19 protein-coding genes are annotated in these 26,991 nt (G+C 61.0%); 2 read left to right on the top strand and 17 right to left on the bottom strand.

Translation table 11 applies throughout. The annotated features are described in order from the left end of the window. Nucleotides 1-1,193: 1,193 nt before the first annotated feature. From DSM100238_RS08295 to DSM100238_RS08375, 17 genes are all read right to left on the bottom strand, one after another. A complete protein-coding gene (locus DSM100238_RS08295; protein WP_152356191.1) occupies nucleotides 1,194-2,795 on the bottom strand; it encodes an MFS transporter in 1,602 nt (533 codons plus the stop codon). 69 nt (nucleotides 2,796-2,864) lie between these two features. Next, nucleotides 2,865-4,376 (bottom strand): sucrose phosphorylase, encoded by a 1,512-nt coding sequence (gene gtfA, locus DSM100238_RS08300; protein ID WP_152356192.1) that lies wholly within the window; start codon nucleotides 4,374-4,376, stop codon nucleotides 2,865-2,867. Nucleotides 4,377-4,684: 308 nt separating this feature from the next. Then, nucleotides 4,685-4,987: a DUF1653 domain-containing protein gene (locus DSM100238_RS08305; protein WP_152356193.1), complete on the bottom strand. Its 303-nt coding sequence runs from the start codon at nucleotides 4,985-4,987 to the stop codon at nucleotides 4,685-4,687. Between the two features lie 967 nt (nucleotides 4,988-5,954). Further along, nucleotides 5,955-7,283 (bottom strand): chloride channel protein, encoded by a 1,329-nt coding sequence (locus DSM100238_RS08310; RefSeq protein WP_152356194.1) that lies wholly within the window; start codon nucleotides 7,281-7,283, stop codon nucleotides 5,955-5,957. Nucleotides 7,284-7,647: 364 nt separating this feature from the next. Continuing rightward, nucleotides 7,648-8,790: a LacI family DNA-binding transcriptional regulator gene (locus DSM100238_RS08315; RefSeq protein WP_152356195.1), complete on the bottom strand. Its 1,143-nt coding sequence runs from the start codon at nucleotides 8,788-8,790 to the stop codon at nucleotides 7,648-7,650. A gap of 139 nt (nucleotides 8,791-8,929) precedes the next feature. Beyond that, nucleotides 8,930-9,295, bottom strand: coding sequence for a fluoride efflux transporter FluC (locus tag DSM100238_RS08320; protein WP_376831067.1), 366 nt, complete (start codon nucleotides 9,293-9,295; stop codon nucleotides 8,930-8,932). Further along, on the bottom strand, nucleotides 9,295-10,587 hold the full coding sequence (locus tag DSM100238_RS09590) for a fluoride efflux transporter FluC (protein WP_240812416.1): 1,293 nt from the start codon (nucleotides 10,585-10,587) through the stop codon (nucleotides 9,295-9,297). The genes DSM100238_RS08320 and DSM100238_RS09590 overlap by 1 nt, the downstream gene beginning before the upstream one ends. 679 nt (nucleotides 10,588-11,266) lie before the next feature. After that, nucleotides 11,267-12,502 (bottom strand): ABC transporter substrate-binding protein, encoded by a 1,236-nt coding sequence (locus DSM100238_RS08330; RefSeq protein ID WP_152356225.1) that lies wholly within the window; start codon nucleotides 12,500-12,502, stop codon nucleotides 11,267-11,269. Nucleotides 12,503-13,551: 1,049 nt separating this feature from the next. Further along, nucleotides 13,552-14,403, bottom strand: a complete 852-nt coding sequence (locus DSM100238_RS08335; protein ID WP_152356197.1) for an ABC transporter ATP-binding protein — start codon at nucleotides 14,401-14,403, stop codon at nucleotides 13,552-13,554. Then, nucleotides 14,396-15,469: an ABC transporter ATP-binding protein gene (locus DSM100238_RS08340; RefSeq protein ID WP_152356198.1), complete on the bottom strand. Its 1,074-nt coding sequence runs from the start codon at nucleotides 15,467-15,469 to the stop codon at nucleotides 14,396-14,398. Before DSM100238_RS08340 ends, DSM100238_RS08335 begins: the two co-directional genes overlap by 8 nt. Then, on the bottom strand, nucleotides 15,462-16,445 hold the full coding sequence (locus DSM100238_RS08345) for a branched-chain amino acid ABC transporter permease (RefSeq protein WP_152356199.1): 984 nt from the start codon (nucleotides 16,443-16,445) through the stop codon (nucleotides 15,462-15,464). Before DSM100238_RS08345 ends, DSM100238_RS08340 begins: the two co-directional genes overlap by 8 nt. Before the next feature lie 3 nt (nucleotides 16,446-16,448). Beyond that, on the bottom strand, nucleotides 16,449-17,882 hold the full coding sequence (locus DSM100238_RS08350; RefSeq protein ID WP_152356200.1) for an ABC transporter permease subunit: 1,434 nt from the start codon (nucleotides 17,880-17,882) through the stop codon (nucleotides 16,449-16,451). Between the two features lie 97 nt (nucleotides 17,883-17,979). Continuing rightward, the gene (locus DSM100238_RS08355; RefSeq protein ID WP_240812418.1) at nucleotides 17,980-19,533 is read right to left on the bottom strand and encodes a ClC family H(+)/Cl(-) exchange transporter; all 1,554 of its coding nucleotides are present in this window, start codon (nucleotides 19,531-19,533) and stop codon (nucleotides 17,980-17,982) included. 59 nt (nucleotides 19,534-19,592) lie between these two features. Next, on the bottom strand, nucleotides 19,593-20,015 hold the full coding sequence (locus tag DSM100238_RS08360) for a fluoride efflux transporter FluC (protein WP_152356202.1): 423 nt from the start codon (nucleotides 20,013-20,015) through the stop codon (nucleotides 19,593-19,595). Continuing rightward, nucleotides 20,012-20,584, bottom strand: a complete 573-nt coding sequence (locus DSM100238_RS08365) for a fluoride efflux transporter FluC (protein WP_152356203.1) — start codon at nucleotides 20,582-20,584, stop codon at nucleotides 20,012-20,014. Before DSM100238_RS08365 ends, DSM100238_RS08360 begins: the two co-directional genes overlap by 4 nt. A 183-nt stretch (nucleotides 20,585-20,767) precedes the next feature. Next, nucleotides 20,768-22,069 carry an adenylosuccinate synthase gene (locus DSM100238_RS08370; protein ID WP_152356204.1) on the bottom strand — a complete coding sequence of 434 codons (1,302 nt, stop codon included), beginning with the start codon at nucleotides 22,067-22,069 and terminating at the stop codon, nucleotides 20,768-20,770. 783 nt (nucleotides 22,070-22,852) lie between these two features. Continuing rightward, the gene (locus DSM100238_RS08375; RefSeq protein WP_240812417.1) at nucleotides 22,853-24,136 is read right to left on the bottom strand and encodes a polysaccharide deacetylase family protein; all 1,284 of its coding nucleotides are present in this window, start codon (nucleotides 24,134-24,136) and stop codon (nucleotides 22,853-22,855) included. Nucleotides 24,137-24,237: 101 nt separating this feature from the next. Between DSM100238_RS08375 and fbaA the strand changes: the two genes are divergently transcribed. Next, nucleotides 24,238-25,314, top strand: coding sequence for a class II fructose-bisphosphate aldolase (gene fbaA, locus DSM100238_RS08380; protein ID WP_152356205.1), 1,077 nt, complete (start codon nucleotides 24,238-24,240; stop codon nucleotides 25,312-25,314). Nucleotides 25,315-26,042: 728 nt separating this feature from the next. Continuing rightward, nucleotides 26,043-26,819, top strand: a complete 777-nt coding sequence (locus DSM100238_RS08385) for an SDR family NAD(P)-dependent oxidoreductase (RefSeq protein ID WP_152356206.1) — start codon at nucleotides 26,043-26,045, stop codon at nucleotides 26,817-26,819. The last annotated feature ends 172 nt before the right edge of the window (nucleotides 26,820-26,991 follow it).

Consider the following 26,991-nt stretch of genomic DNA (forward strand, 5'->3'; position numbering starts at 1 on the left):
GCTAACGTATGCCTTACGGTCATCGTCTGGTCCTTCCCGCCATCAATTTCACTTATCCATCAATGGCGATACTAGGCGGTGACCCCTTTCAACACCCCGCAGGGAACAGGGCCTCATACACCAACCTCTGGGACATAACCGCGAGTTGATTCCTTTCGAATCTCAATGCCTACTCTCAGCTCGATATCTCAGCGAAAGGCCGCAATCAGCGAGATTTTCAGAACAATCTCTGAAAAACTCCGCCGGGAGTGCAAATCCATGATTTGGTTGAGACCCCATGAATCAGTCCGCACGAACGAGGTATCCCCACATCGTTGATATTCCGCGGTTTTCGAGAGCCCACCATCACTGTGGTGACCCGCCAAAATCTAAACATCTCGCGGAAACAGGTCCGGACGCGAGATATCCCGAACAATCTCTCAAGTCTCGCAGCAGAAGGGCGGATCCGAGAGTTTTTCGGACTCCGCCCCGAACATCTCGCCAGATTGGGGCGCCGCGACCGCAGGCGTGCCGGGATGCCTCTGTCCCGTCTGCAACCACAAGATTCAGGCCGGCCGTAACCGCAGGCGTGCCGGGATGCCTTCACCTGGGGTTATAGGCCAAGATGTGTGTCTGCTGGCGGGGCATGTGGGAGCCTGGATCATCGTTCCGGCCTGCGTGCGCATCCTGTATGCCACGGCATGCGAAACTGAACAGATATCGACGGGAAGCGGCGGCTCCGGGCCGTGTCCTGCGGTCTGCGCATGCCCGGGCATACACGGCTCAACGTAGTATTGCCCCCGGATGGGTCGCGGCGCCCCGTCCGCCATGCGGCGTATGCCGAGGCATACGCAAGCCGGCATTACGGCTCCCGGACCGGCCAGGAAGCATTCCAACCGGCGCATGATGTATGCCTTGACATGCGCGACGCGGCACATTCGAACCGCTTCGCACGCCATAAGCCGCAACGGGCCCGTGCTGATCGCGGACACACACTCCGGCCGGGCCCGAAAGTGGCGCATGAGGATTCAAAACCGCGACGCGCCCGGCAGGACAACCCCTCACACCCGATTCCCGACACACATGTTGGCCAATAACCCTTCATCTGCGCAGCCAGTGCGAAAACGCAACCGGCCGGGCGCCCGTTCCGCCCACAATGAGGGCAGACAGGCACCCGGCCGGAATCATGACTCGCGTTCGCGCGACGCGACGCGTCACTTCACTTTCTTGATGCGCATGATCAAGTACGCGGCAATCAGCACAATCACGATGGCCACAATGAACACCGCGCGATACGCTGACGGCGGCGTGGCCGTGACGTGATGCATATTCTTGGACACGCTGATGATCACCGACGTGAACACCGAACCGATCACCGTGGACAGCGTGTTCGCAAGGTTCAGGATGCCCAGATCCTTGCCCGCTTCGTCAGGGTTCGGCAGCACGGAAACGTTCAGCGCCTGATCGATGGCGTTGTACACGCCGTAGCCCAAACCTGCGATTGCAGCAAACAGCAGCATGCCGACGCGACTCGGCATCGCCAGCGGCATCACGATACCGACAGCGAACAGGCAGCTGGCCAGTGCGACCGGCAGCTTGCGACGGCCGATTTTATCGGTAATCGGACCAGCGGTCAGCGCGGCAATCAGCGAGACGATCAAGGTGATCACGCCCATCACGGCGATCAACGCATTCGCGGAATCCTTCGCCTTCGGCTGCCCGGCGAAAATGTAATCCTGCGAAATGTAGAACAGATAGCCGTTGATCATCCAGTAGCCGCCCATCATCAGGGTGCGGCCCACCAGCGCGAAATAGAAGTCAGGCGCGTGACGCGGCGGACGGAAGTTCATCAGCACGGACTTTGCGGTGACCTGCTCACGCTTCTCGTTCACATTGGACTTCTCACGCGGCCAGACAACAACCGTGATGATGCCAATCAACGCAAACACCGCAGCACCGATCAGCCAGCCGAGCGTAACGCCAGCAGCGCCATGGTCGTTCAAACGCGCACCGACCACATTGCCAAGCGTCTGACCGGTGGCGATACCCGCACCGTAGAAGCCGGAAATGGTGCCACGGACCTTGTCCGGCACGCGATCGGACATGGTTGCCACGAACGGGGCGAGCATGACGTTGTACCCCAACTGGGCTATGCACCACAGCACAAGAATCGCCGGGAAGTTGTTCTGAGAGATTGCGATCAAGCCGACAGACAGGCCGGCGATCAGACCGCCGAGCACGATCCACGGGGTGCGCTTGCCGAAACGGCTGCGCGTCATATCGGACAACGTGCCGAAAATCACGTTCGCCAGCAACGCGACGATGGAACCGACCGCGTTGATGGTGCCGAGCATGGATTCCTTGGTGGCAGGATTGATGTTCTGCAACACCTGCGGCAAAATCACCGTGCTCAATGCAACCCACGGGATGGCGCACACCACGGCGCTCAGCGTGAAGCCGACGCCAAGACGCACGATTTCGTTCTTGGACGGCCGATGCCCATCAGCGCTGACCATCGGGTCGCGCATATCGTTGAACGCGGAATTCGGATCGAGCACCGCCGCATCCACAGAATTCGCCATCGCAGCGACCGGCGTACCGCTTTCCGCGCCCATGCGCGTCTCCTGCACACCTACGGACGCCGCGGAATCCTCGCCTTTCGGCTGCGTCGGAAGCGGAACGGCGAGACGGCTCACCGCGATTTTCTGTTCCGGCGTCAACGCCTTGTCCAAGTCAGGACGATCATCGATACCCGGTCGGACATACCCGTTGCCAGGCTTCTTGCCGGCAGCCCCGCCGGTCTCATTGTCGGTCATGTCAAATCCCCTTTGTTATGTGACTGCCGCCGCCAGCCCATCAGGGTCAGCAGCGGCAGTCAAACGTTGTCATGCGACCGCAGGCGGATCCGCCAGCAGGTCGTCAGTTTCATGCTCGCCGGCCGCATCCGACCAGCGCAGCGTGCACACGGAAGTCTGGTTGTCAACGCCCAGACCGCGTTTCGGCTCGAATGTGAGGGTCGCCGAAGTGGTCGCGCCCTTCCAATTGAAGGTCAACACGTCATCTTCGCGGCTGAAGGCGAACTCGCCGTCGAACGCGTCAAGCTGGTTGCGCAAACGGCACAGGGCGTTCAGCGCCTTGACGACCGGACGTTCGAGATTCCGGTCAATCTCCTCCACGGAATAGTAGTGACGGTTGATGTCACGCCCGACATTCGTGCGACGCAGCAGCTCCATGTCATTCGCCCCCGCAAGCGCGCCGACATAGTACACTTGCGGCACGCCGGGCAGGAAGAACTGCACGGCACGGGCGGCAAGGTAATGCTGGTCGTTGCAGCCGAGCGCCGAATAGTACGTGGAGTTGACCTGATACAGGTCGAGGTTGCTGGCGGCGGCACCGGTCGCGGCGCGGGATTCGCCGTGGGTGTTCTCGTGGATGGTTTCGACGAGCTGATCGACTTCCTCGTCAGGCACAAGGCCCTTGAGGCTGCGGTCAAGCTGGTCGGAACCGATGTCGATGACACCGATGCCATCATGCGTGTCGAGCACGGTGACCGCGTTGTTCGGGCGCACGTCAACCCAGTGGGCGATCGGCTCGGTTTTGCCGGTGGTCAGCGCGTGGAGCAGCAGGCCAGGAATCGCGAAATCGTAGACGCGATCAACCTTGTTGGCGATGGCGACCTGCTTCTTGTAGTAGGAATGCACTTCGATCAGCGTTTCCAGACCGCGGGATTCTGCTTCCTTCTTGATGCGGCCGATGAGGTCGAAAGTCTTGGGGGTCATGAAGCAGCTGGTCTTGGCTTGCTTGGCGCCGTAGCCGACCGCGTCGAGGCGGATGTAGCTGACGTGGCTGCGCGACAGCTGGTCGAGAATGGACAGCAGGTAATCCCAACCTTCTTTGGAATCGGTGTCGATATCGACCTGCTGCGGGGTGAAGGTGGTCCACACGAGGCGGGTTTTGCCTCCCCACGTGTAGTGGGTGAACGGCAGGCCCGGACGCGGGCGGTAGATGCCGGCCAGGTCCTCTTCGGTGGCGCCGTCGGGGAAGACGCTCGACATGGTGAGGAACATCCCGTAGTAGGGGCTGTTTTCACCGCGCTTCATGACATCTTGGAATTGCTTGGATTCCCACGACATGTGGTTGACGATGGTGTCGACCATGATGTCGTGCGTTTTGGACAGTTCGGCGATATCGTCCCATGTGCCGAGGCGCGGGTCGACTTTGGTGTGGTCCACCGGGTCGAAGCCGGCGTCGGCACCGTCATAGGGGGTGAAGAACGGCAGGATGTGCACGCCTTCGTACACGCCGTTGAAGCGGGTGCGCAGCACATCGGTCAGGGATGCGATGGTGCCGTCACCAAGCCTGTCGGCGTAGGTGATGAGTTGGACTTTATTCTTCATTGACCCTCCTTTGACGCCAAACACAGAACACTTACAGTGTAACGGATTTTCGGCGGATTTTCGTGGATTTGGCGATTCGAGTCGCCGTCCGCCATCATTGTTCCCGAACGATTCCGAACGCGTATCGAACCGGTTTAATATTGTATGCGCAGGGGTGCCCCCGATATCGTGCGACACGCGGGAATCGGCAAAACTGTGCCGGATACGGGGCTCTCTGGTGTCGCAAGAGCGATGGAGCCGAGGCTCGCGCGTGCGTCCGAGGGAAAGGACGAAGCGTGAGGGCTGTGAGGCGTGCCAGCGCCAAGAATTCAGTGATGGTTCACACTGGGGACATCCTCGAGTTCGAATCGGTAGCGCTGTCGGACATCGGGATACTTCGCGCGGTCGACCTCGCCGGCGAACATCTCGAGCGGACGCACCCACAGCGAGCCGTCATCATACAGTTTGCGATACACCACCACCGGCAGGCCGGATTCAGAATCCGTGGCGAAATCCTCAACGAGGTACCGGTCGCCCTTGAAATGGCGGTAGATGCGGCCGCGGAGGATGCGGCGCGATTGCGCGGTTTCGGTTCGGGTACATGTGTTTTGGCTGTTGGTATCGCTGTCCATGAACCGAATCGTACACGGGCGGGCGGCATACTCCTGCGTCGGTTAATCGAAATTCCTCGACGGTTCAGTGACGCCGAGCGTTGCGCACGATGCATGTTGATACCTGATTCTGCGGGCGGCAATCCGACGACAATGATCATGGCATGAAATCAATGCCGCAGAATATCAACGATTCATTGCACGGCGCATGGTTGCTGTTCCATACCACGCATCTCAACGTTCGATTCCGCAAATGCAGACACATGTTTCTCGAAACAACCAGGACTTTACGCCGAGACGGACAGCAAATGCGTAAAGTCCCGGCTTTTCGCGGGAGATTAGCGCGATTCGGCTGATTCGCGGGAGAACTCCCAACAGCCCGATTTTGCGAGCCGCATGATTCCAACGATGCCCTTGGGAGTTCTTGCGGAACGGGGTCGAACTCGACAATTCTCCCGGGAGATTATCCGCCCAATGACCGATTCAGCGCAATCTCCCGCTTTTGACAGAAGTCAAGGGAAATCAGCAAACCGACAATCGTGAACCCCGGCTCCACCGTCATCACCGCGCCCAACCTTCTGCCGACGCTGAGTGGCTTGTGAGCGTCGGCAGAAGCAGGGAAGACGACCGTGCGCCGCTCGAAACCGCCAACCCAAACCGACGAATTAACACCCCCAATCTGTCTACGCTAAGACACGCCCCAGCGTAAACAGATTGAGGAAGAACACAAACCAGCGATGCTAAGACACAACCCAACGTAAACAGATCGGGAAAGAACACAAAACAGTGACACTAAAACACAACCCAGCGTAAACAGATTGAGGAAGGACACAAACCAGCGATGCTAAGACACGCCCCAGCGTAGACAGATTGAGGAAGGACACAAACCAGCGATGCTAAGACACGCCCCAGCGTAGACAGATTGAGGAAAGACACAAACCAGTGATGCTAAGACACGCCCCAGCGTAAACAGATTGGGAGGGAGAGGTTAGTTGGTGGGGCGGGCGAGCGGGTGCCAAGCATCGAGATGCGGCATCAACACCTTGCATACCACCACGCTCACCGCGACCGCACAACCCGCAGGAACGAACAGATTCACCGGCGCGGCGGCCAGCTCCATCACCAGACACGTCGCCATCAGTGGCGCCTGTTGGGACGCAGACAACAGCGCGCACGCGCCAATCAGCGCATACACCGCCAGCGTATTCGTATGGAAGCACGTCATCCATAGCACGCCAAGTATCGCCCCCATCGACGCGCCCAGAGCAATCCCCGGCTGCAGCACGCCACCCGAAGCGCCCGAACGGATCGTCAGCAACGTCAGAACCGCCTTCATCACGAACCCAATCAGCAATCCCGGAATAACCGACAACTCCACGTCGCTCGAAAAGCTCAGCTGCCCCAAAGCGCGACCGTTGCCCATCATCTGCGGCAACCAAATCGCAGCGATACCGGTCGCCGCGCCCGCCAACGGCATCGTCCACAGCAGCGTCACACCCGTGGATTTATGCGATTCAGCCCATGCGGAACCGCGACGGAACACAGCGCCGCACGCGCCACACACCAGTCCGGCCACCAGCGCGAACGCAATGAGATCAGGCGTGAACAGAGCGCTGACACGCCCCAAATCGTAGAAAGTATGCGTACCTTTGACCAGTGACGCCGTCCACGCGGCCAAAGCAGAACCGCCGAAAGACAACGCCACCGTTTCCAAGCTGATGTCATGCAGCAGGATTTCCGCAGCGAAGAACGTTCCCGCAAGCGGCGCGTTATAAACGCCGGCAAGGCCCGCCGCAGCTGCGATGGCGACCAGTGTGCGCGTATCCCGCTTCCCCAAGCGCGTCAGTCGGGCAAACCGCTGACCGAGCAACGCACCCAACTCACGCGGCGCGACCTCGCGACCGATTGAAGCGCCTGAACCCACGATGAAAATCTGCAGCATCACATGCACCACGGTCTGCCAGGCTGGCATGCGAGAGCCGCCCACCGCCTGTTTGACCGACGGCACGCGAGTTGTGCGCGTGCGCAGCAGCCACCAGATCACCGCCGCGACCGACAATCCGACAAACACGGACACCGCCCGCCGCCACGCGGGTACGGCGAACGGGCCGGGAGCCGAGACACCCTCCACATACCCGAGAAACAAGTGCTCCACGCCGTATAGCATCAGGGTGAGCAGGCCCGCCGCCACGCCGGCGAGCGCAGAGGCCAGCGCGACAGCCGCCGCAAACCGCGCCAAGCGATGCTTCCCGGCGTCAGGGCGTTCCTGTTCCGACTGCCTGCCAGAGGCCGTGTCGGTATCGTCTGCTTGTGTCATCTTGTCTCTTTCGTTTGGCCGGATTACGCCATCAGTCCCGTATGTATCTTCACCGCACGCGCAGACGGATGAGCCAGTTGCTCCGTGTCGCGGCAAGATCTGTGCAGCTGCGGGACGTCTGATTGTCGTGCGGACGCTGCTCGGGACGCCCGCTTTCTCTCGGATCGAACGAATCGAACGAATCGATGCCGGCGGCGACGCTGAAGTGTTGCAAGCGCTCACCAATACACCCCGGACGAGGACAGTCCCGCCGCACCCGTAGGTGTCACCTGCTCCCCCGGCACGCGCCGGATTGGCGTGCCGGAACAGTTCCGCACACCCATAGGCGTTGCGGCGGCAAGGCAGGGAAGCGATTCGGCAGCATTCACGCGACCGGACGCGTAGTGTCGCCGAGACTCAGGGAAACCGGCACGATATCGACCTCCGACGATTGGACAGTCTGGGCAACCTCAGCAGCCCCAGCAGGCACAACCGCCTCAGCAGCTCCAGCACCCGCCGTGGTCTTACCTCTGCCATCGGCACGATTGACAGCATCGACGATATGCGTCGCCAAGCGTTCGGCGAGCGTACTGAAATCCTGCTTGACGACAGTCAGCGACAATCCGGCGCAATCCGCCAAACATGTGCCGTCATAGCCGATAATCTGCAGATCACGCGGCACACGCAGTCCACGCGTGAAAGCCTCCTTCACCGCACACGCGGCGACCACGTCGGAACCGACCACCGCATCAACCGGCACAACCCCGGCAGCGTGAGCGGCACCGCCGTCCGAGCGCGACTCGTCAAGCCGGTCGAACAACGCGTGCACCGTCCGCGCGTACCCTTCCACATCCGCCACGGCCCCGCACTCCACATACTCATGCCTGATACCCGCAGCCTCAAGCTGTTCAGCCAACGTCTGGAAATACCGCACCGTGGGGAATGTGGTCGCGCCGCCGCCCCGATCATCAAACTGGCTGCGCGGGCCGCCAACCATCACCACGCGGTGGGCGCCCGACGCTATCAGCTGCCCGGCGACCAGTCTGCCACCCTGCTCATGGTCGGAACGAACGGTGGCGATGGTATCGCCCAATGTGCGATCGAACGCGACAACAGGCCGTCCGATTGACGTCCAGTAATCCGCAGGATGGTCGGTATGGGCAGCCATGATGATGCCGTCCATCATGTGTCGGCGCAGACGGCTGACATACTCAGCCTCACCGGTATCCGCATCTGCGGTGGAACACAGCAAGGTCTGCAAATCATGTTTCGCAAGACGCCCTTGCAGCGCGGACACTAATGTCGCGAAAAAAGGATGCCGCAGCGTCGGCACGATGACGCCGATCATGCCGGTACGCCCACGGTACAGGTTGCGCGCCAGCTCGTTGGGAATATAGTCGAGTTCCTGCATCGCCTGTTCAACACGGCGGCGCATATCCTGCGAAACGTATCCAGAAGCGTTCACCACCAACGACACGGTGCTCAAAGACACTCCGGCCCTTTTGGCCACGTCGCGCATTCCAACCACGAATTTCTCCTCACGAAGCTTGATTCAAGCGCTCTCTGTCGCAGACGCCATATGCTGGGCGGCAATGCTAGACCTGATGCATCGCGCCTGCTACCGGCATTGTACTATCGGGACGAATCGAGCGTTGACGACGGTTGCGTCACCGTGTCACAGCCACCAGCATCCATCCCAGCGCCGCGCACAGCAGCGGGGCGGCGACCGTCGCCAGCAAATACCACCATGCAAGCCACCAGCGGCGATTGCGCGCGAGCGACACCATTTCGTTGATGGCAGCCGAAAACGTGGACATGCCGCCGAGGAAACCAGCAACGAAAATCAGGCTGGTCGCATGATCGACCGTATGGTAGGCGTACCCCGCAGCCGCCATGCCCGCGCAGAAGGAGGCGAGCACGTTGACCAGCAGGGTCGCCAGGGGGAACGCATGATGCCAGCCACGACGAATCGAGACATCGAACACGTAACGGACCATTGCGCCAAGTCCGCCGCAGACACATACCAGCAGCATCAGTGCACCTCCCCAGTCACCGGATCAGGAACCAGCGGGATTTCCGCGGTGATGGGCGTCGGCTCGAATGAAGCCGGCATATCCGGGTTGCTTCCGTCATGATGCCCGCCGGCCGCCGAGCCATCAGCAGTCGAAGAACCCCCGCCGGCAGTTGTCTGAGCATGACCGCCCGGAGCGCTTCCACCCGTAACCGGTATGGGTTCGGCGCGCCGAGTCCCATACGACGTATTGGAACCGGCTGAAATGCGGCGCAGCGATTGGGCAGCCCGCGACGACGTAAGCACGTGCGCCAGCAGCACACCGGCGATGCAGCATATCGTGCCGCCCACCACGCTCGCGACCATGTAGGAGACAGCCATCCACGGCTCATGGTCAAGAATATCGGCGAGACTTTCGACCGCAACCGTGGACATCGTCGACAAGCCACCGCACAAGCCAAGCCCCAAACCGCGGCTGAGCAATTGGCGGGCGCGCCGGCGGATCCATGAAGCGTGCGCCATCGTTTCCGCGAGCAGTGAGAACAGGAAGCATGCGGCAATATTCGCGATGAACGTGCCTAGCGGAAACTGAGTGGCAGAGGCCGGGAACAGCGCGGACACGCCATACCGGGCGGCCGTGCCGACAAAACCGCCGATGAATACGACCAGATAGACCAGGCCGTCCGCCAGGGGGTTGAACTGGGCGCGAAGCTTCTTGATGGGGGCGAGCGAAATCTGCGGTGGGTTCGGGGATGCCGCCGCGCCCACCGGGGTGTCATGCGGCTCAACCTGTTCGATCATCAAGGTCTCGGGATTCGGTTCATCGCCTGAGGTTGCAGGGACGCTGGGGTCGCCTTTGCCGCCCGGATTGTCGAAGTCGCTGGAATCGTCGCGGCTGTGGGATTCGTTGTAGCCGCTGGAATCGCTGTGGTTCCGGGATTCGCTGCGGTCGCCGGAATCGGCGGAATCATGGACGTTAACCGATTCAGGCGCGGCGGTCAGCACCGCCGGCATCGCAGGAATATCAGGGACTGCCGGCATCGCGGGGACCGTTGCAGGAGCTGCAGCGGCAGAAGCAATCGAAGCGACCGAGAACACAGTAGTGACGGCAGGATCGGCAGGAGGTACGGAACCTGTAGAAGAGACGGAGCCAACAGAATCAACAGAAGATGTGGAAGATACGGAAGATACGGACTCAGACGTGGCAACCGCGCGCTGCGGAACCGCCGCCTCCATGGCGTCTGACAGCGATGACTCGCTGTCTTCGCCATCCTCGCCGAGGACGTCCACGTCCCGACCATTCTGTTGCGTCATGTGTCACTCCGAAATCATGCATATGAGCGGAATCGCCCGCCGCCGTCCTTACTCGCGCCACCGCGAATCGCGGCAATCTCCTATGGTACCGCAAACATCGCACGAACCAGACGAAACGGTCACGAACGGAACGACCATACTCGGCGAGCGCACGTATGCCGACCGGCAGCGCAGCGGCAGGCACAACCGCCGCGGCAACACTACCGTCACTGCAACATAACCGCCACAACACTGCGTCACACCACGCAGCACAACCCGCCACAGCACCGCGGCAGCCACGTACACCGCGTCACACCACGCGCAGCACAACGGACACTACGGCACAGCGCGAAAGTCCGACACGAAACAACGCGACACAACAACGCGCGCAGCACCACGGCACAACGACACAACAGCCACGACAGCACAGCGAAAGCCCGACACGAAAAACCACGGCACAACAACGCAGCCGACGCACAATGAGACGGCCGGCACGCACACAGCGCACCGGCCGTCTCGTCGTCCCCCACACCGGCCTCACCAGCCAGCTGAGCGGCTCCAGCCCGTCACAGACCAGCCCGTCACAGACCAGCCATCAGCCCAATCAGCACCCGCCGCCGAATCAATCGGCATTCTGGCAAATCAGCCAAACGCCCAATCCGTGACCCGCCCAATCCATAGCAAGCCCGGTCATCAGCCGTCAGTCAGTGGACACCTTGCCAGACTGAACGTGATCAAACACCGGCTTGTTGTCCTCACCGAACTTGTACACGCCGATATTCGCCGAGCTCGGATCATGGTTCTCGTTGAACGGCCCGATACCGGTCTGGCCAACATACTCAATGTCCTTGCCATCTTTGAGCAGCGCCACGCATGCCTTGTAGGACTTGCACTTCGTGCCGCCATCCGCACCGGACACCGCAAGCAGGTTCTTCTGGATGGTTTCACCGTCGGCCTTGCCGCCCTTCTGCGCGGCAAGCGCGAACAGGATCACGCCGTCATACGTTTCGGCCGCATAGGTATAATCCTTGACGCTGCTATCCATGGCCTTGACTTTCTTCTGGAAGTCGGCGCTGGCGTGGGCGCCCGGAATCGTGCCAGTCACACCCTTGAGCGTCCCCTTGTCGAAGGTGTCGGAATAGTCGGATGTATTGCCATCAACCAAGTACAGTTTCGTGGTATCAACGCCTTGGCTGATCATTTCCTTGATCAGCGCCTTAGTCTGATCGAACGCGATAATCGCGACGGCATCCGGTTTGGAGGCCTTGATGGTGGACACGAGCGAGGAGAAGTTCGTTTCAGTCGGGTCGAAAGCCTGATCCGCGCCATACACCACATCGACGCCGGCATCCTCAGCGGTCTTGGCGATGGTATCGCGCAACCCGGTGCCGTACTCGTCGTTGAACGCCGCAATCGCAAGCTTCTGCACACCATCCTGGGCAATCACATTGCCGAGCACCGCGCCCTGCACGCTATCAGGGGCGACCGTGCGGAAGAAGTACGGATCCACGCCCGACAGGCTTGCGGACGTCGCGCCCATGGAAATCAGCGGAACCTTGGCGGCGGAAATCTCCTTGTACACGTTCTTGACCACGGAGCTGGACGCCGGGCCGATAATCGCGGACGGCTTCTTGGCCAGCACCGACTGGGTACCGGACGTGTTCTGATCCGCGTGGTCAGCGTCGGAAGTATCGGCGCTCACCGACGTGGCTTTCTTGCCAAGCACGCCGCCCGCATCGTTGATGTTCTTCAACGCGAGCTTGACCGCGCCTTCCTCTTGCGGGGACATGTACGCCAGCGAGCCTGTCTGCGGGAACAGTGCGCCGAGCACGAAGCCGCCGTTTGAGCTGCTGGAAGCCGCCGAGCCGCCCGATGATGATGAGCCGCAGCCGGACAGCACCAAGGTCAGTGCGGCGACAGCGGCTGTGGCACACATGAGGGTGCGTTTCACCGATTTGCGTGGCGACGATGTTGATGATGTTGATGTTGATGATGTTGAATATCGCATGATCAGTTCCTCTCTCTCCCATGCTGATTCGTTGCTGCGAAGCGGGCGATTGGACATTACGATGACGTGGCCAACTGGAAGGCCTTGCAGACCAGCCGCTTCGTTTACCCGTGAATCTAAGCGGGATTTGCAACACGGGCGTATGCCGGATGTTTCCTCGCGGTGACATGCGAAAACAATAGGAAATGTGCGGGGTGGGGCGCGGGACGGAGACGCGCACAGCGGTGGCGCGGGGCGCGAGGAGTTGTCGGCGACGGGCATCGGCATCAGGAATACGGGGAAACGCGGGAGTTCCCGGCGAAAACGCGGGAAGGCGGATAAATGCCCGGGAGATTATCCACGGAAACGGGATCCGGCGATAATGTGCCAAAGAAAACGTTGAAACATCAACACACCCAATATCAGCCCACTGGGAATTCACAAGCCAAACCACGAATCACACGAAAAGTCCCACGACGATGGGCCCGGAATCGGGCGGGCACAAGTAGGCGAAACGGACACACCTGGGAATCGGCCGCACCCCGAGAAACCGATGCGCGACGAAGCAAGGCGAAGTGCGGGGCTGGCACGCACAGCGGCGGCACGGGCGCGAGGAGCCGCCGGCACATCAGGGATACGTGGAACGCGGGAAGTCCGGACGAAAACACGAGAAGGCGGACAAATGCCCGGGAGATTATCCGCGAAAACGGGATTCGACGATAATGCGCCAAGGAAAACGTTGAAACACCAACACACCCGACATCAGCCCGCTGGGAATTCACAAGCCAAACCACGAATCACACGAAAAGTCCCACAATGACGGGCCGCCCCGAACTCGGGCGCGCCTCGGGGAATCGGGCGGGGCGCAACTGGATACAAAGCGGACACCCCGGAATCAGCCGCACAGCACACCGCACCACACTGCACCCAGCCGCACAGCACCACACCGCACCACACCGCACCCAGCCGCACCGCACCCCACCCCGCACCGCGCGCCGCTACCGGCCTTCTTCCTCGACTGTCTCCTCGAGATTGCCCAGATACAGGGAGATGACCTTCGGATCGTTGAGCAGGTCGCGTCCCCGCCCGGAGTAGGCGTTGCGGCCCTGATCGAGCACGTACCCGCGGTCGCAGATCTGCAGGCAGCGGCGGGCGTTCTGCTCGACGATCACCACCGAGACCCCAGCCTTGTTGACTTCCTTCACGCGGATGAAGGTTTCGTCCTGCAGCATCGGCGACAGGCCTGCGGACGGCTCGTCAAGCAGCAGCACGGACGGTTTCATCATCAGCGCACGGCCCATCGCGACCATCTGCCGTTCGCCGCCCGACAACGATCCGGCCAATTGATCCTTGCGCGAGGCGAGTTTCGGGAAGATCGAACTGACGTATTCGAACCGTTCCTTGAACAGTTTCGGCGCTTGGAACGCCCCCATCCGCAGGTTCTCCTCGATGGTCAGCGACGGGAACACGTTCTCCGTCTGCGGCACGAAACCCACGCCACGCGAGACCAGCTTGTCGGCGCGCATATTCGTGATGTCCTCGCCGCGCAGCAGCAGTTTGCCGGACCTGATATGCACCAAGCCGAACAAGGATTTGAGCAGGGTCGACTTTCCGGCGCCGTTCGGGCCGATGATGCCGACAATCTCGCCGTCATGCAGGGTCAGTGACGCCCCGTTGAGGATGTTCACGCCCGGCAGGTAGCCGGCGATCAGGCCCTGCGCGTCCATCAGCGGGTCGCCTTCCGGTTCGCCGACATGCACTTGCGAGCGCGGCAGCGTGCCTTCCGCGGGCGCATCCGTGCCGACAGCGGCGGTGGGTTCTTTGCGTTCGCTTACTGTTACGTCACTCATGCTGTTCCTCCTCAAGCTTCTCAAGCGCCGCGTCATCGCCCAAGTCGATGTTCGCGCGGGCGCCCAGATACGCGTCGATGACCGCTTGGTCGGACATCACGTTCTTCGGTACGCCTTCGGCCACGATTTTTCCTTCGGCCATCACCGTCACCCAATCGGCGATATGACGGACCATGTTCATGTCGTGTTCGACGAACAGGACGGTCGTGCCGGTTTCGCGCAGCGCCATGATGCAGTCGAGCAGCGATTGTTTGAGTGCGGGATTCACACCGGCCATCGGCTCGTCGAGCATCACCAGCTGCGGGTCGCTCATCAGCGCACGCGCCATTTCGAGCAGTTTGCGCTGACCACCGGAAAGCGACCCGGCGAAATCATCCTTCTTCTTCCACAACAGGAAGCGTTTGAGCAGGCGTTCGGCCTTCTCGCGGTTCTTCTCCTCCTGCTTGCGCCAACGGGCGGGGAACAGCGCCGTGAGCATGCCTTCGCCGGGTTGGACGGGGGCGCCCAGCAGCATGTTGTCCATGACGGTTAGCCGGCTCATGACTTTCGTCAGCTGGAAGGTGCGGACCATGCCCATGCGCGCCACCTGTTCGGGGGATTCGGATTTGAGTGGTTTGCCGTCGAATTCCCACGTACCGGTGTTCGGAGTGTTGAAGCCGGTCATGAGGTTGAAGAACGTGGTCTTGCCGGCGCCGTTCGGGCCGATTAACGCGGTGATGCCGTGCCGTTCGATTTCGAAATGCTGCACGTCGACCGCAGTCACGCCGCCGAACTTTCGGGTGATGTTGTCCGCCACCAGGATCGGGTCGGGTTTGGCTACGCCCGGTGCGGCTTTCACGAAGGACAGGTCATGCTGCACACGGTCCGCGTATTGCGTGGATTCGAGTTTCTCGCCTTCGGGCGCGCGGGTCGCCCAACGTGGCAAATCCCGCTCGGGAGTGAGAGAACCGGGGGTCGCGGCGCCCTGGGCGTCGGATTCGGAAGCATACGGCTGCTGTTGGAAGGGTTTGCCGCCGAAATCATCGACAGCGTTGCCTTCAGCCTGATGTGATGTTGACTTACGCATTGAACGCCAACTCCTTTCGGTCGCCGAGAATGCCTTGCGGCCTGAATATCACGATGCACATGAGCGCGATGCCCATAATCACCCAGCCAAGCGCTTCCACCTGGTCGGAGGAGATCACGGTCGTCGGGATTGTGCCACGCATGAACTCCTTGATCAGCGTGAGCGCCACCCACAGCACGCACGAGCCGATCAGCGGGCCGAACACGGTTGCCGCGCCACCCATGAGCAGAATCGTCCACGTGTAGAAGGTGACTTGGCGGCCCAGCGAATCCGGCTGTACAGAACGCGGCAGCACGAAAATGATGCCGGCGAGCGCACCGAACGCGCCACCCAGGAACAACGACTGAATCTTGAAGCGGGTGACTGACTTGCCCAGCGAGCGCACCGCGTTTTCGTCTTCGCGTATGCCTTTGAGCACGCGGCCCCACGGGGAGTTGAACCAGCGCCACGTGAGGAACAGCGCGATGCCGACCAGCACCCAGGCGACAATGCGGATCCACCAGGAGTTCGCCGTGTTGTTGGAATAGGTCCACAACAGGAAGGTTGATTGCCCGTCAGGCAGCGGGGAAAGCGACTCGAATTTCTCCGTGAAATCCTGCGGGGAGATGCCGCCAGAGCCGCCGGTGATTTTGGTCATCGCGGTTGATCGGCCGATAATGCGCACGATTTCCGCCGCGGCGAGCGTAACCATCGACAGGTAGTCAGGCCCGAGTTTGAGGGTCGGAATGCCCAGGAGCAGCGCGAACAGGAACGACAGGAACAATGCCATGCACAGCGAGCCGAGAATGCTCCAGCCCATGGATTGGGTGACTGCGAACCCGTAGGCGCCCAACAGCATGAATCCCGCCTGGCCCATGTTGAACAGGCCGGTCATGCCGAAATGAATGTTCAAGCCGATTGCCGCGAGCGCGTAGGCGGCGGTTGTGGGCGCGATCAGTTCGCCCAATGAGTTCGTGATGATCGTAAGGAAATCCATGATTCAGCCCACCCTCTGTGCTTTGCCGAAGATGCCCTGCGGACGGAACAGCAGGACGATGATGAGGATTGCGAGCGCCGAAGCGTAGCGCATGTCGTTAGGGATGACGAGCGAGCTCATATCCGCTACGACGCCGATGATCAGTGCGCCGACGAGCGCGCCCGGAGCGGTGCCGAGGCCGCCGAGCGTGACGGCGGAGAACATGAGCAGCAGCAGGACCGCGCCCGTATTCCATGCGATGCCGTTGAGGTAGATGCCCATGAGCACCCCGGAGAGTGCTGCGAGCGCGCAGGAGAGAATCCATACGATGCGCACCACGTGTTCCACGTTGATGCCGGATGCCGCTGCGAGCGCCGCGTTGTCGGAAACCGCTCGTGTCGCCCTGCCGAATCTCGTGTGGTAGAGGAAGTAGGTAACAGTGGCGATGACTACGATTGCGATCGCCGCGGAAATCAGGGTCGCCCGGTCAGTGGTGATCGGGCCGATTTGGAAGCCGCGTTCCACTGAGGTGACAATGCCTTTCGTGCTGCCTCCGAAGAAGAATTGGAACAGGTATTGCAGCACCATGGACAGGCCGATGGTGACGATCATCTGCTGCAGCGGGCCGACATGCTTGCGGCGCAGCGGCGCCCAAATGACTTCGTTCTGGATGAGACCGGTCAGCGCGCCGATAAGGATGGCGAAGACGCCGGAGACGATCAGCGGCCAGTGCAGCATCTGCGTGCCGACATACGCCATGAGTCCGCCGAGCGTCACCTGCTCGCCGTGAGAGAAGGAGCTCAGACCGGTGGTGCCGTAGACGAGGTTCATGCCGACGCTCATCAGCGCGAGCATAAGGCCGAAAATCAGGCCGGAGTATAGCTGCTGCCAGAATCGCTGGCCGAAATTGCTGGAACTGGAGCTGCCGGAAGCTGTGGACGATGACGAGGCGCTGGTTGTTGCGGAACTTGACCCTGATTTGCTTGCGCTGAACGATGACGAGCCCGACGCCTTGCCGGATGCCGAGGGGGCTGCCGCATTCGCCTTATCGAAACGGACGACCGCCCGCTGCTTGGAAAAATCGTTTTTGTCGATGCTCACGGTCGCCGTATTCCCGGGCAGACCATGACCGGAAGCCACCGACTTGTCGATGGTGACGGTGTAGGAACCGTCAGCGGTCACCGAAAACGCCCATTTGCCGGACGCGTCGGTGGTTGTGGTCGCCGATTCCTTGCCGGACAGGGTGACGGTCGCACCGGCGATCGGCTGTTTGGAAGCATCCTGCAGAATGCCGTTCACGCAGCCGTTGCTGGCGGTCGGATTGCAGGTGGTGACCGCTTCAGCGGCTTGTGCGGATGACGGGAACGCGAGGAATGCCATCGGAACCAGCATGGCAAGCATGCAAGTCAGTATCAGGAACCGATGGCGCCGCGCAGTTGATAGTAATGCGTCTGCCATGATGTAGTCCTCTCTCGATTACCATCACCATAGATGTTCGAGATTCGACTAGTGGTTGCAGTGACGTTTCACTAGGGTAACTTTGCGATCATTCTTGTTAACGTGCCGACGGCGTTGAGGCCGTTGAGGCCTCTGAGGCCGCTTCCTCGGCGTCGCACAAGCCTCGCAACGCGGTGCGAACAGTCTGCTCCTCTTGACCGCTGAACAGCACAATCAGGTAATCCCCGCCTCGCAGCATGGTGTCGCCGCGCGGCACGATTTCATGTTCACCCCGTCGAAGTCCAATAATCAGGCATCCGGACGGCCAAGCGACATCACGCACCCGATGCCCGTCAGCAGGCGCGCCCATCTCCAGCGGGAAGTCCATGATGCCGGAACCCAGATTGCCGGGCAGTTTCGCAGCCTGGCCTTGCGCGCGCATGTAACGTTCCAGCAGAACGCCGTAAATCGGTTTCGTGCGTAGCATATCGGAAACGAGAAGGGCGATGAACGCGGCCGCGGCGACCGGCAGCATGTGCGTCAGCGTGCCGGACATTTCGACAGTCAGCAGGATGGACGTGATCGGGGTTTTCACCGAAGCGGCCAACGTGCCGGTCATAACGCATACCGCGAATACGGGAATCGCCTGGGCGGAAAGCCCCCACAGGTCATGGCCGAGCGTGCCGAACGCGCCGCCCGCCAGCGCGCCGACCGCGAGAATCGGCATGAAAATGCCGCCGGGCACGCCGGAGCCGAAACTCGTGCTGGTGAACAGGATTTTTACGACCAGCAGGATGCACAGCATGAGCAGGCCGGGATGCCCACGCTCAGCGGTTTGGACGAGATTCGAGCCGCCTCCGAGCACGTCAGGCAGCCACAGGCCGACCGGCAGGGCGATCGCCATGGCGATCATCGGGCGAAGCCAGTCCGGCAGTTTGCCGTACAAGGTTTGCAATCCCAACAGGGAGCGGTTCATCAATGAGCCGACCAGGCCGGCGATGATGCCGAGCGGAATCAGCCACATGTAGTCACCAAGCGGCAACTGCTGGATATCGCCGAAATCAAGGACCGGCGTCAGGCCGAAGCAGTATTTCGACACGAAATCAGCGGTCAGGGAGGCGGCGGTCGCGCCCATGAGGATGGCCGGGGAGAAACTGCGATGGATGCCTTCGAGGGCGAACATCATGCCGGACAGCGGCGCGCTGAATGCCGCGGACAGGCCGGCTGCCGCGCCAGCAGTCACCAGATAGTGCTCCTGCACGTCTTCACGCTTCTCGCCGCGCATACGGTGCGACAGGAATTGCGCGCCGGACGCGCCGATCTGAATGGAGGGGCCTTCGCGCCCGAGCGACAGGCCAAACAGGGCGGCGAGCAGACCGCCGAGGAAACGCACCGGCAGAATCGTCTGCCATTTCATGGTCAGGCCGCTCAACACAACGCCGTCAGTTTGTGGGATGCCGCTGCCGGATGCCATCGGCTCTTTGCGCACCATCCACGCGATGAGCAGGCTGATAAGGATCGCGGCAAGCGCCCAGGGGGCGATCAGCCAAGGTGCCATGCGGATTTGCCCGTACATCCAGCGGGCGAAACGGATGCTCAGTTCAATGCCTTGACGGTAGACGACCACCAGTACGCCGGACAGCAGGCCGATAAGCACTCCGGCGCCCGCCATGCGCCATTTGAGACGGGCGAAGGATGTGAGCAGACGGTCTGCGGTGGCGTGTACGTCGTTCACAGTGCCGCCGCCAGCCACCAGCCGAGCGCCACGCAGAGCAGCGGGACGACGTATTCGAGGACGATGTTGGCTGCCGCGACGGCGCGTTTGCCGTTGCGCAGCAGGGTGACGCTTTCGTTGATGGCGGTTGAGAAGGTGGAGAATCCGCCGAGGAAGCCGGTGGCGAGGAGGAGACGCCACGGGCTGGACGGGTCGCCGTGGTAGACGAAAGCCGCCGCGACAATGCCGGCAAGCAGCGATGCCGCAATGTTGACGACGAGGGTGGATAGCGGGAAGGCGTGGACGGTTGCGGTATGCTTGTCCGCGTTGTTGGGGAGGCGGGACCACGGCTGTTTGACTGCTGTGTCGAGCACGAAGCGGGTGACGGCACCTAGGCCGCCCATCAGGCACAATGCCATGCCGATCAGGAACGATGTCATTGTTGTGCCTCCTGTTCTTCAGGATTGGCGGGAGTGATGGGGGCGTTCGTTTCGGCGAATCCGCTTGGATTGACTGAGCTACTCGGATCGCTCGGATCGCTCATGGAATCGCTCGGAATGGCGGCAGCCGTGGCATATTGCGCGCGGCGATGCCCGGCGGCGAGACGACCGGCGCACCAGACGCCCGCGAACGCGACCAGCAGGCCAAATACCACGCTGGCCAGCAAGTACAGCAATGCCTGCCACGTCTGCCCGCCGAGGATGCCGGTGAACCCTTCCAGCGCGAGGGTGGACATGGTTGACAATCCGCCGCACACACCCATGCCGGCACCACGATTGACCAATTCGCGGTCGCGCGGGCGAATCCAATCGGCCTGCGCCAGATACGCGCTCAATCCCGCGTATACGAAGCATGCCAGCAGGTTCGCGGCGAGCGTGCCGAAGTGGAATCCCGCCGCCTGTTGGGGTATCGCCAACCCCAGCAGATAGCGCACGCAGGTGCCGATCGCACCGCCGACGAACACCACCAGATACAGTTGTGGGTCGGCGAGCGGGGAACGTTGTGCCATGACTGTTTTCTTCCTTCTTCTGGCGCCCTTTTATACGGCCGCTTACGGCCTCCGGAATGCTCTCCAGATGGTCAACATGCCTCTTATGCCGGACCGGAGCCGCGACGCTTCTGCGCCCCGCCTCCGGTCCGGTCGGCATGCCGTGAAACGGAACTCGTCAAAGCCCGTCGAAACTCGTCAGAACTAGTCGATCAGCGAGCGCACCGAGATGATATGGTCGCGCTGCGGACCAGTGCCGATTGCGGAAATCCGGCATCCGGACAGGTCTTCGAGACGCTTGACATAATCCTGGCAGGTCTTGGGCAGATCAGCAAAATCATGCACCTGGGAAATATCCTCGTTCCAGCCGGGCATGGTCTCGTAAATCGGCTTCGCCGCAGTGAAGGCCGCCTGATCGACAGGCATGTCGTCATACCGGGTGTGCGTGCCGTCCGGGTTTTCCACGTCGTAAGCGACGCAAATCGGGATTTCCTTGAGGCCGGTGAGCACGTCAAGCTTGGTGAGCACGATATCAGTCAGGCCGTTGACGCGCACCGCATAGCGGTTGACAACCGCGTCGAACCAACCGCAGCGACGCGGACGGCCGGTGGTGACACCGTACTCGTGGCCTTGTTCGCGCAGCCAATCGCCCTGCTCGTCGAACAGTTCCGTCGGGAACGGGCCTTCGCCCACGCGCGTGATATACGCCTTGGACACGCCGATGACGCGGTTGATCTTGGTCGGTCCGACGCCCGTGCCAGTGCAGGCGCCGCCGGCGGTCGGGTTCGAGGAGGTGACGAACGGGTAGGTGCCGTGGTCCACGTCCAGCATGGTGGCCTGGCCGCCTTCGAACAGGACGGTCTTGCCCGCGTCGAGCGCGTTGTTGAGCACGAGGGACGTGTTCGCCACATACGGCTTGAGGCGTTCGCCGAGCTTGAGCAGCTCGTCGGTGGTGCGGTCCACGTCGACCGGACGGCGGTTGTACAGCTTGATGAGCATCTGGTTCTTCTGGTGCAGGCTCGCCTCGACCTTGTCGTGCAGGTGCTTCTCATTGAACAGGTCGTGCACGCGGATGCCGACGCGGTTGATCTTGTCGGCATATGCCGGGCCGATGCCGCGACCGGTGGTGCCGATCTTGTGCTTGCCCAGGAAACGTTCGGTCACCTTGTCGATGGTGCGATGGTAGGGGGCGATCACGTGTGCGGACTCGCTGACCAGCAGGCGCGAGCAGTCCACGCCACGGGCTTCCAGGCCATCGATCTCTTGGAACAGGACTTCAGGATCGACTACCACGCCGTTGCCGATGACGGGGGTCACGTTCGGGCTGATGATGCCGCTGGGCAGCAGGTGCAGCGCGTAGGATTCGTCGCCGACGACCACGGTATGGCCCGCGTTGTTGCCGCCGTTGAAGCGGGCGACATAGTCGACATGCGAGCCGATGAGATCGGTCGCCTTGCCTTTGCCTTCATCGCCCCACTGAGCGCCGATAAGAATGATTCCGGGCATAATGCACCTCCGCAAAACGCATGATTCCGCCGCCCACAGATTACCGTATCCCCTCTACCGGGCGGTGGTGGAGGGCTGGGTAGGAAGCGGGACAACGGGGCGCAAGTCACCTCCCCCAACCTTCTGCCGACGCTCACAGTGCCGTCAGCGTCGGCAGAAGGTGAGAATACACAAACTGGCTACGCTGAGAGGCGTCCCAGCGTAACCAGTTTGGAAAACACAGCCGCAACTCATGCAAACACCCACGAACACTGCGAACACCAGCAAACGTCCGCAACCGCCCCACCCACACAAACTAGCTACGCTGAGAGACGTTCCAGCGTAACCAGTTTGTAAGCAAGTCAGCGACGGGACTTTCCTATCAAGGAATCAGCCATCAGAACCGCTGTCGAATTGGTCCCTCAGTGCGTGACCAATTGGCGGGCGCCGTCAGCTCGCAACAACATCCACAGACGCCTGCGCCCCCTACCTTCTACCGACGCTTACACCCCGCTCAGCGTCGGCAGAAGGTGAGAATACACAAACTGGCTACGCTGAGAGGGGTCCCAGCGTAACCAGTTTGGAAAACACAACCGCAACCCCCGCGAACACCAGCAACCACCAGCAACCACCCCGCCCACACAAACTAGCTACGCCAAGAAAGGCCTCAGCGTAACCAGTTCAGGAAAACACAAACTGGTTACGCTGAGAGGCGTCCCAGCGTAACCAGTTTGGGAAAACACGGCCGCAACACCTGCGACACCAGCGAACACCTGCAAACACCTGCAAACAACAGCGGCAGCCCTACTTTTTCGCGTCACCACTCTTATCAGCCACCGGGGCGGCGCTGATGCCGGCAAGCTTCAACAACCCGCTGATGGTCACGAACTCGTAGCCTTGCGCCTTCAAATCGTCAATAATGCCAGGCAGCGCTTCAATATCCTGATCACGATTGCCGCCACCATCATGCATCAGCACCACCGCCCCGTTGTACGCGTGGTTGAGCACCGCGTCATGAATCGCCTGCGCGCCCGGACGCCGCCAATCCTCCGTATCGATACTCCACAGCACGTTGTAATCAACCAGGTCGTACACGTCCTTCCACTGATCCACCGTGAACGAACCGTACGGCGAGCGCATCATACGCGTGCTCACGCCCGACGCCTTCTTCATATTGGCGAACCCGGCAGTAATCTCGGCACGCAATGCGGCACGCTTCATCTTCGGCATATACGGGTGCGTATTGCTATGGCTGGCGACCTCATGACCCTCCGCCACCATGCGTTTCTCCAAAGACGCGTACTTCACCGAATACTGGCCCACGTCGAAGAACGTCGCCTTCACGCCCTTCTGCTTGAGAATGTCAAGAATCGGGGCAGTGTACTGATCGCTCGGGCCGTCATCAAACGTCAACGCGATTACCTTATGACCTTGCGGACGCGGCGATACGCCGACAATCTGCGCATCAACCGGTTGAGTAATGACCCGCTTCGTGATGCGCTTCTTGGAAACGTCACCAACCCAAATCTCGCGCTTGCCATCCTTGCCCCGCGTTTTCACCATCTGGATGACACTGCCTTTGATATTGACCGACACCGTGTACGGAATCGGCTCATAGTCGATTCCATGACCCTCGACCACGTCTCCTCCTGATTCCACTGAAATATCAGCGTTGCCGGAAAACCGGGTATTGCCCCAATCCGCAGGGTCGACCAGACTGTCATCAACCTTGAGCTGAACCGGATGCCCGCCATTCGCCTTGAGCATACTGCCATCAACCGCCATCAAACGACCGGGATGAGCGCCAAAATCGTCATGATCATCCAACAGCTGCTTCGCCGTTGTCCCCGCCGAAATCTCCACCTGCTGCCCATTGACGAACACGATGATATGACGCAACCTAGCCTCCCAAGCCCACGCGCCCGTGCATACCGCAACCAGCACAATGACGATCAGCACGGCAATCAGCTTGCCAATCCACGGGTGGCGTTTGCGTTCGCTTGCGCCGGTGGCACTGTCGCCGAACGAGAGTTCTTCAACTTCCTTCATGACTTTCCCGTCCTCATAATCCTGATACGGTATTGTCACACATGCCCGCCCCTTTGTGTAGCGATTACGCAAAAACAACACGCCGCACAACACGACGCGTCCGCGCGGCTCCCCGGGATCCCATGCGCGATAATGGAACCATGACTATTGCAACCCCTGAACGGTATGCCGAGATGCTCGATGCGGCGCGTCGCGGCGGCTATGCTTACCCTGCCATCAACGTGACCAGCACGCAAACGTTGAACGCCGCGCTCCAAGGTCTCGCCGACGCCGAATCCGACGGCATCATCCAGGTTTCCGTCGGCGGATCCGCGTACTTCTCCGGGCAACGAGTCAACGACCGGGTCACCGGTTCGCTCGCATTCGCCGCGTTCGCGCACGAAGTCGCCGCGAAATACCCGAACACGGTCGCCCTGCATACCGACCATTGCGCCAAACAGTATCTGGACGAGTGGGTGCGGCCACTGCTCGCCATCGAAACGGACCAAGTGGCGCACGGCAAAGAGCCGTCATTCCAATCACACATGTGGGACGGTTCGACGGTTCCACTCGCCGAAAACCTCGACATCGCCGAGGAACTGCTCACCAAGTCAGTAGCCGCGCACACCGTGCTTGAGATTGAAATCGGCGCGGTCGGCGGCGAAGAAGACGGGCATCGCGCCGAAATCAACGAAAAACTCTATTCGACGCCTGCGGATGGCGTAACCGTCGCGCAACGACTCGGACTAGGCGAAAACGGGCAGTATATGGCCGCCTTCACCTTCGGCAACGTGCATGGCGCGTACAAGCCGGGCGTAGTCAAGTTGCGGCCGGAACTGCTTGGTGACATTCAGAACGAGGTCGCTGCCGCCGTGATGGACGGGCGCATCACCGGGCACACTCCAGGGCGCGGCTTCGCGGGCGATGTGCCTGAAAACAAGCCGTTCCCGTTGGTGTTCCACGGCGGGTCCGGGTCCAGCGCCGAGGAAATCGCCGAAGCGGTGAGCCACGGTGTTGTCAAAATGAATATTGACACCGACACCCAGTACGCGTTCACGCGGGCGATTGCCGGGCACATGTTCGCGCATTATGACGGCGTGCTCAAGATTGACGGCGAAGTGGGCGACAAGAAATTCTACGACCCGCGCTCATGGGGGCGTGAGGCCGAGGATTCGATGGCGCGGCGCGTGGTTGAGGCGTGCGAACGGCTCGGGTCGGCAGGACGACGGCTCAAGTAGGCGGTTGAGGGCCGGCTGCGCGTCCCATCCCGGCGCGTCCCGGCTCAGTCAAGATGCGTGTTGTTGCGGCTGCGCAGCCGTGACGTCTCAGTGCGGCGTCACGGCGCGGCGTCACAGTTACGTGGCGTTCCGTCCCAGCGAGTCCCGGCGCGTCCCGGCTTCGCGGCGTCCTATCAACCTTCTGCCGACACTGAGATACCCGGCAGCATCGGCAGAAGCAGAACCCCGACCCACCACCGACGCTCACCGCGCACTTTGTGAGGATTCACTCACAAACCGGGCGACACGGCGACCAGCATCAACCCATCCGCCACCTCCAACCACTACTTTGTGAGGATTGACTCACAAACCGGGTAGTACGAACGTCGAAATCAGCAAAACCGACACCTCCACACCCCACCGTGTGAGGATCGACTCACAAACCGGGTAGCACAGCAACCGAAACCAGTCAGCGTGCCACCAGCCCACACACCATCGTGTGAGGATCCGCTCACAAACCATGACTCATAGGGCTTGAATCAGCCAGCGCGCCTGTCACACCAGCACCACTTTGTGAGGATTCGCTCACACAACGGCACCTCGGACACCAACATCAGCCAATTTCCCGCCCGCCACATACCGTTGTGTGAGGATTCACTCACAAACCGGGTCTCAGGACGGCTACCATCAACCCACTGCCGACACTGAGAACCCTCTCAGCGCCGGCAGAAACAGAACAAGGAGCTGCAATGAAAGCAATCGTCACCGGAGCATCAAGCGGATTAGGTCGCGACATGGCGCTGTATCTCGCCGAACTCGGATACGACCTCGCGCTCGTCGCCCGCAATCAAGCGCGCCTGGACACCGTCGCGCAAGAAGCGCAGCGAATCGCCGCCGCGCACGGCAACAAGACCATCACCATCGAAACCGTCACCCTTGATTTGTCGCAACGTCACGCATGCGAGCAACTGTTCGAACAGTACCGCAACGAACGTATCGACCTGCTCGTTAACAACGCCGGATTCGGCCTGTTCGGCGACTTCACCGATACTCCGCTAGATCGCGAACTGGACATGATCAATCTCAACGTGGTCTCCTACCATATCCTCACCAAATTGTTCGTGCGCAAATTCAAGAACGACGGGCATTGCCGCCTGCTCAACGTGTGCAGCGCTGCCGGACTCCTCGTCGGGCCACGCCTCGCCACCTACTACGCGACGAAAAACTACACGCTCAAACTCACGCTCGCCGTGGCGCAAGAACTGCGGCGCGACCACGTGCCCGTCACCGTAAGCGCGTTGTGCCCCGGACCAGTTGAAACCCGATTCAACGCGACCGCGGGCGGGAAGTTCCTCACGCCGGGGGCGTCCAGTCGTGCGGTCGCGCGGTATGCGATTGACAAGACGCTGGCCGGCAAGCTTATCATCGTGCCAACCTGGCAGGTGAAAGCCGGACTGTTCGCCGCGCGATTCCTGCCGTGGAGCGCACAACTGCGAATCATGGACCGGTTCGACGCCGGGCGGTAAGAGCGCCCGAATCAGCGAATCAGGCCACCCAAAGCGTGTCTTTGTGAGGATTCGCTCACACAATGGGCGGTGCGGCACCTGAAATCAACAAGCCTGACGATTCCAAGTACCTCCGTGTGAGGATTCGCTCACACACTGACACCCCGAACCACCCGAATCAGCCCGTTTCCCA

The organism is Bifidobacterium apri (genome assembly GCF_009299485.1).
GTDB lineage: Bacteria > Actinomycetota > Actinomycetes > Actinomycetales > Bifidobacteriaceae > Bifidobacterium > Bifidobacterium apri.

Coding starts and splice junctions, on each gene's coding strand:
- DSM100238_RS08295 (WP_152356191.1), bottom strand. CDS start 2,795: ATGACCGACAATGAGACCGGCGGGGCTGCCGGCAAGAAGCCTGGCAAC.
- gtfA (WP_152356192.1), bottom strand. CDS start 4,376: ATGAAGAATAAAGTCCAACTCATCACCTACGCCGACAGGCTTGGTGAC.
- DSM100238_RS08305 (WP_152356193.1), bottom strand. CDS start 4,987: ATGGACAGCGATACCAACAGCCAAAACACATGTACCCGAACCGAAACC.
- DSM100238_RS08310 (WP_152356194.1), bottom strand. CDS start 7,283: ATGACACAAGCAGACGATACCGACACGGCCTCTGGCAGGCAGTCGGAA.
- DSM100238_RS08320 (WP_376831067.1), bottom strand. CDS start 9,295: ATGCTGCTGGTATGTGTCTGCGGCGGACTTGGCGCAATGGTCCGTTAC.
- DSM100238_RS09590 (WP_240812416.1), bottom strand. CDS start 10,587: ATGACGCAACAGAATGGTCGGGACGTGGACGTCCTCGGCGAGGATGGC.
- DSM100238_RS08330 (WP_152356225.1), bottom strand. CDS start 12,502: ATGTGTGCCACAGCCGCTGTCGCCGCACTGACCTTGGTGCTGTCCGGC.
- DSM100238_RS08335 (WP_152356197.1), bottom strand. CDS start 14,403: ATGAGTGACGTAACAGTAAGCGAACGCAAAGAACCCACCGCCGCTGTC.
- DSM100238_RS08340 (WP_152356198.1), bottom strand. CDS start 15,469: ATGCGTAAGTCAACATCACATCAGGCTGAAGGCAACGCTGTCGATGAT.
- DSM100238_RS08345 (WP_152356199.1), bottom strand. CDS start 16,445: ATGGATTTCCTTACGATCATCACGAACTCATTGGGCGAACTGATCGCG.
- DSM100238_RS08350 (WP_152356200.1), bottom strand. CDS start 17,882: ATGGCAGACGCATTACTATCAACTGCGCGGCGCCATCGGTTCCTGATA.
- DSM100238_RS08355 (WP_240812418.1), bottom strand. CDS start 19,533: ATGGCGGGCGCCGGAGTGCTTATCGGCCTGCTGTCCGGCGTACTGGTG.
- DSM100238_RS08360 (WP_152356202.1), bottom strand. CDS start 20,015: ATGACATCGTTCCTGATCGGCATGGCATTGTGCCTGATGGGCGGCCTA.
- DSM100238_RS08365 (WP_152356203.1), bottom strand. CDS start 20,584: ATGGCACAACGTTCCCCGCTCGCCGACCCACAACTGTATCTGGTGGTG.
- DSM100238_RS08370 (WP_152356204.1), bottom strand. CDS start 22,069: ATGCCCGGAATCATTCTTATCGGCGCTCAGTGGGGCGATGAAGGCAAA.
- fbaA (WP_152356205.1), top strand. CDS start 24,238: ATGACTATTGCAACCCCTGAACGGTATGCCGAGATGCTCGATGCGGCG.
- DSM100238_RS08385 (WP_152356206.1), top strand. CDS start 26,043: ATGAAAGCAATCGTCACCGGAGCATCAAGCGGATTAGGTCGCGACATG.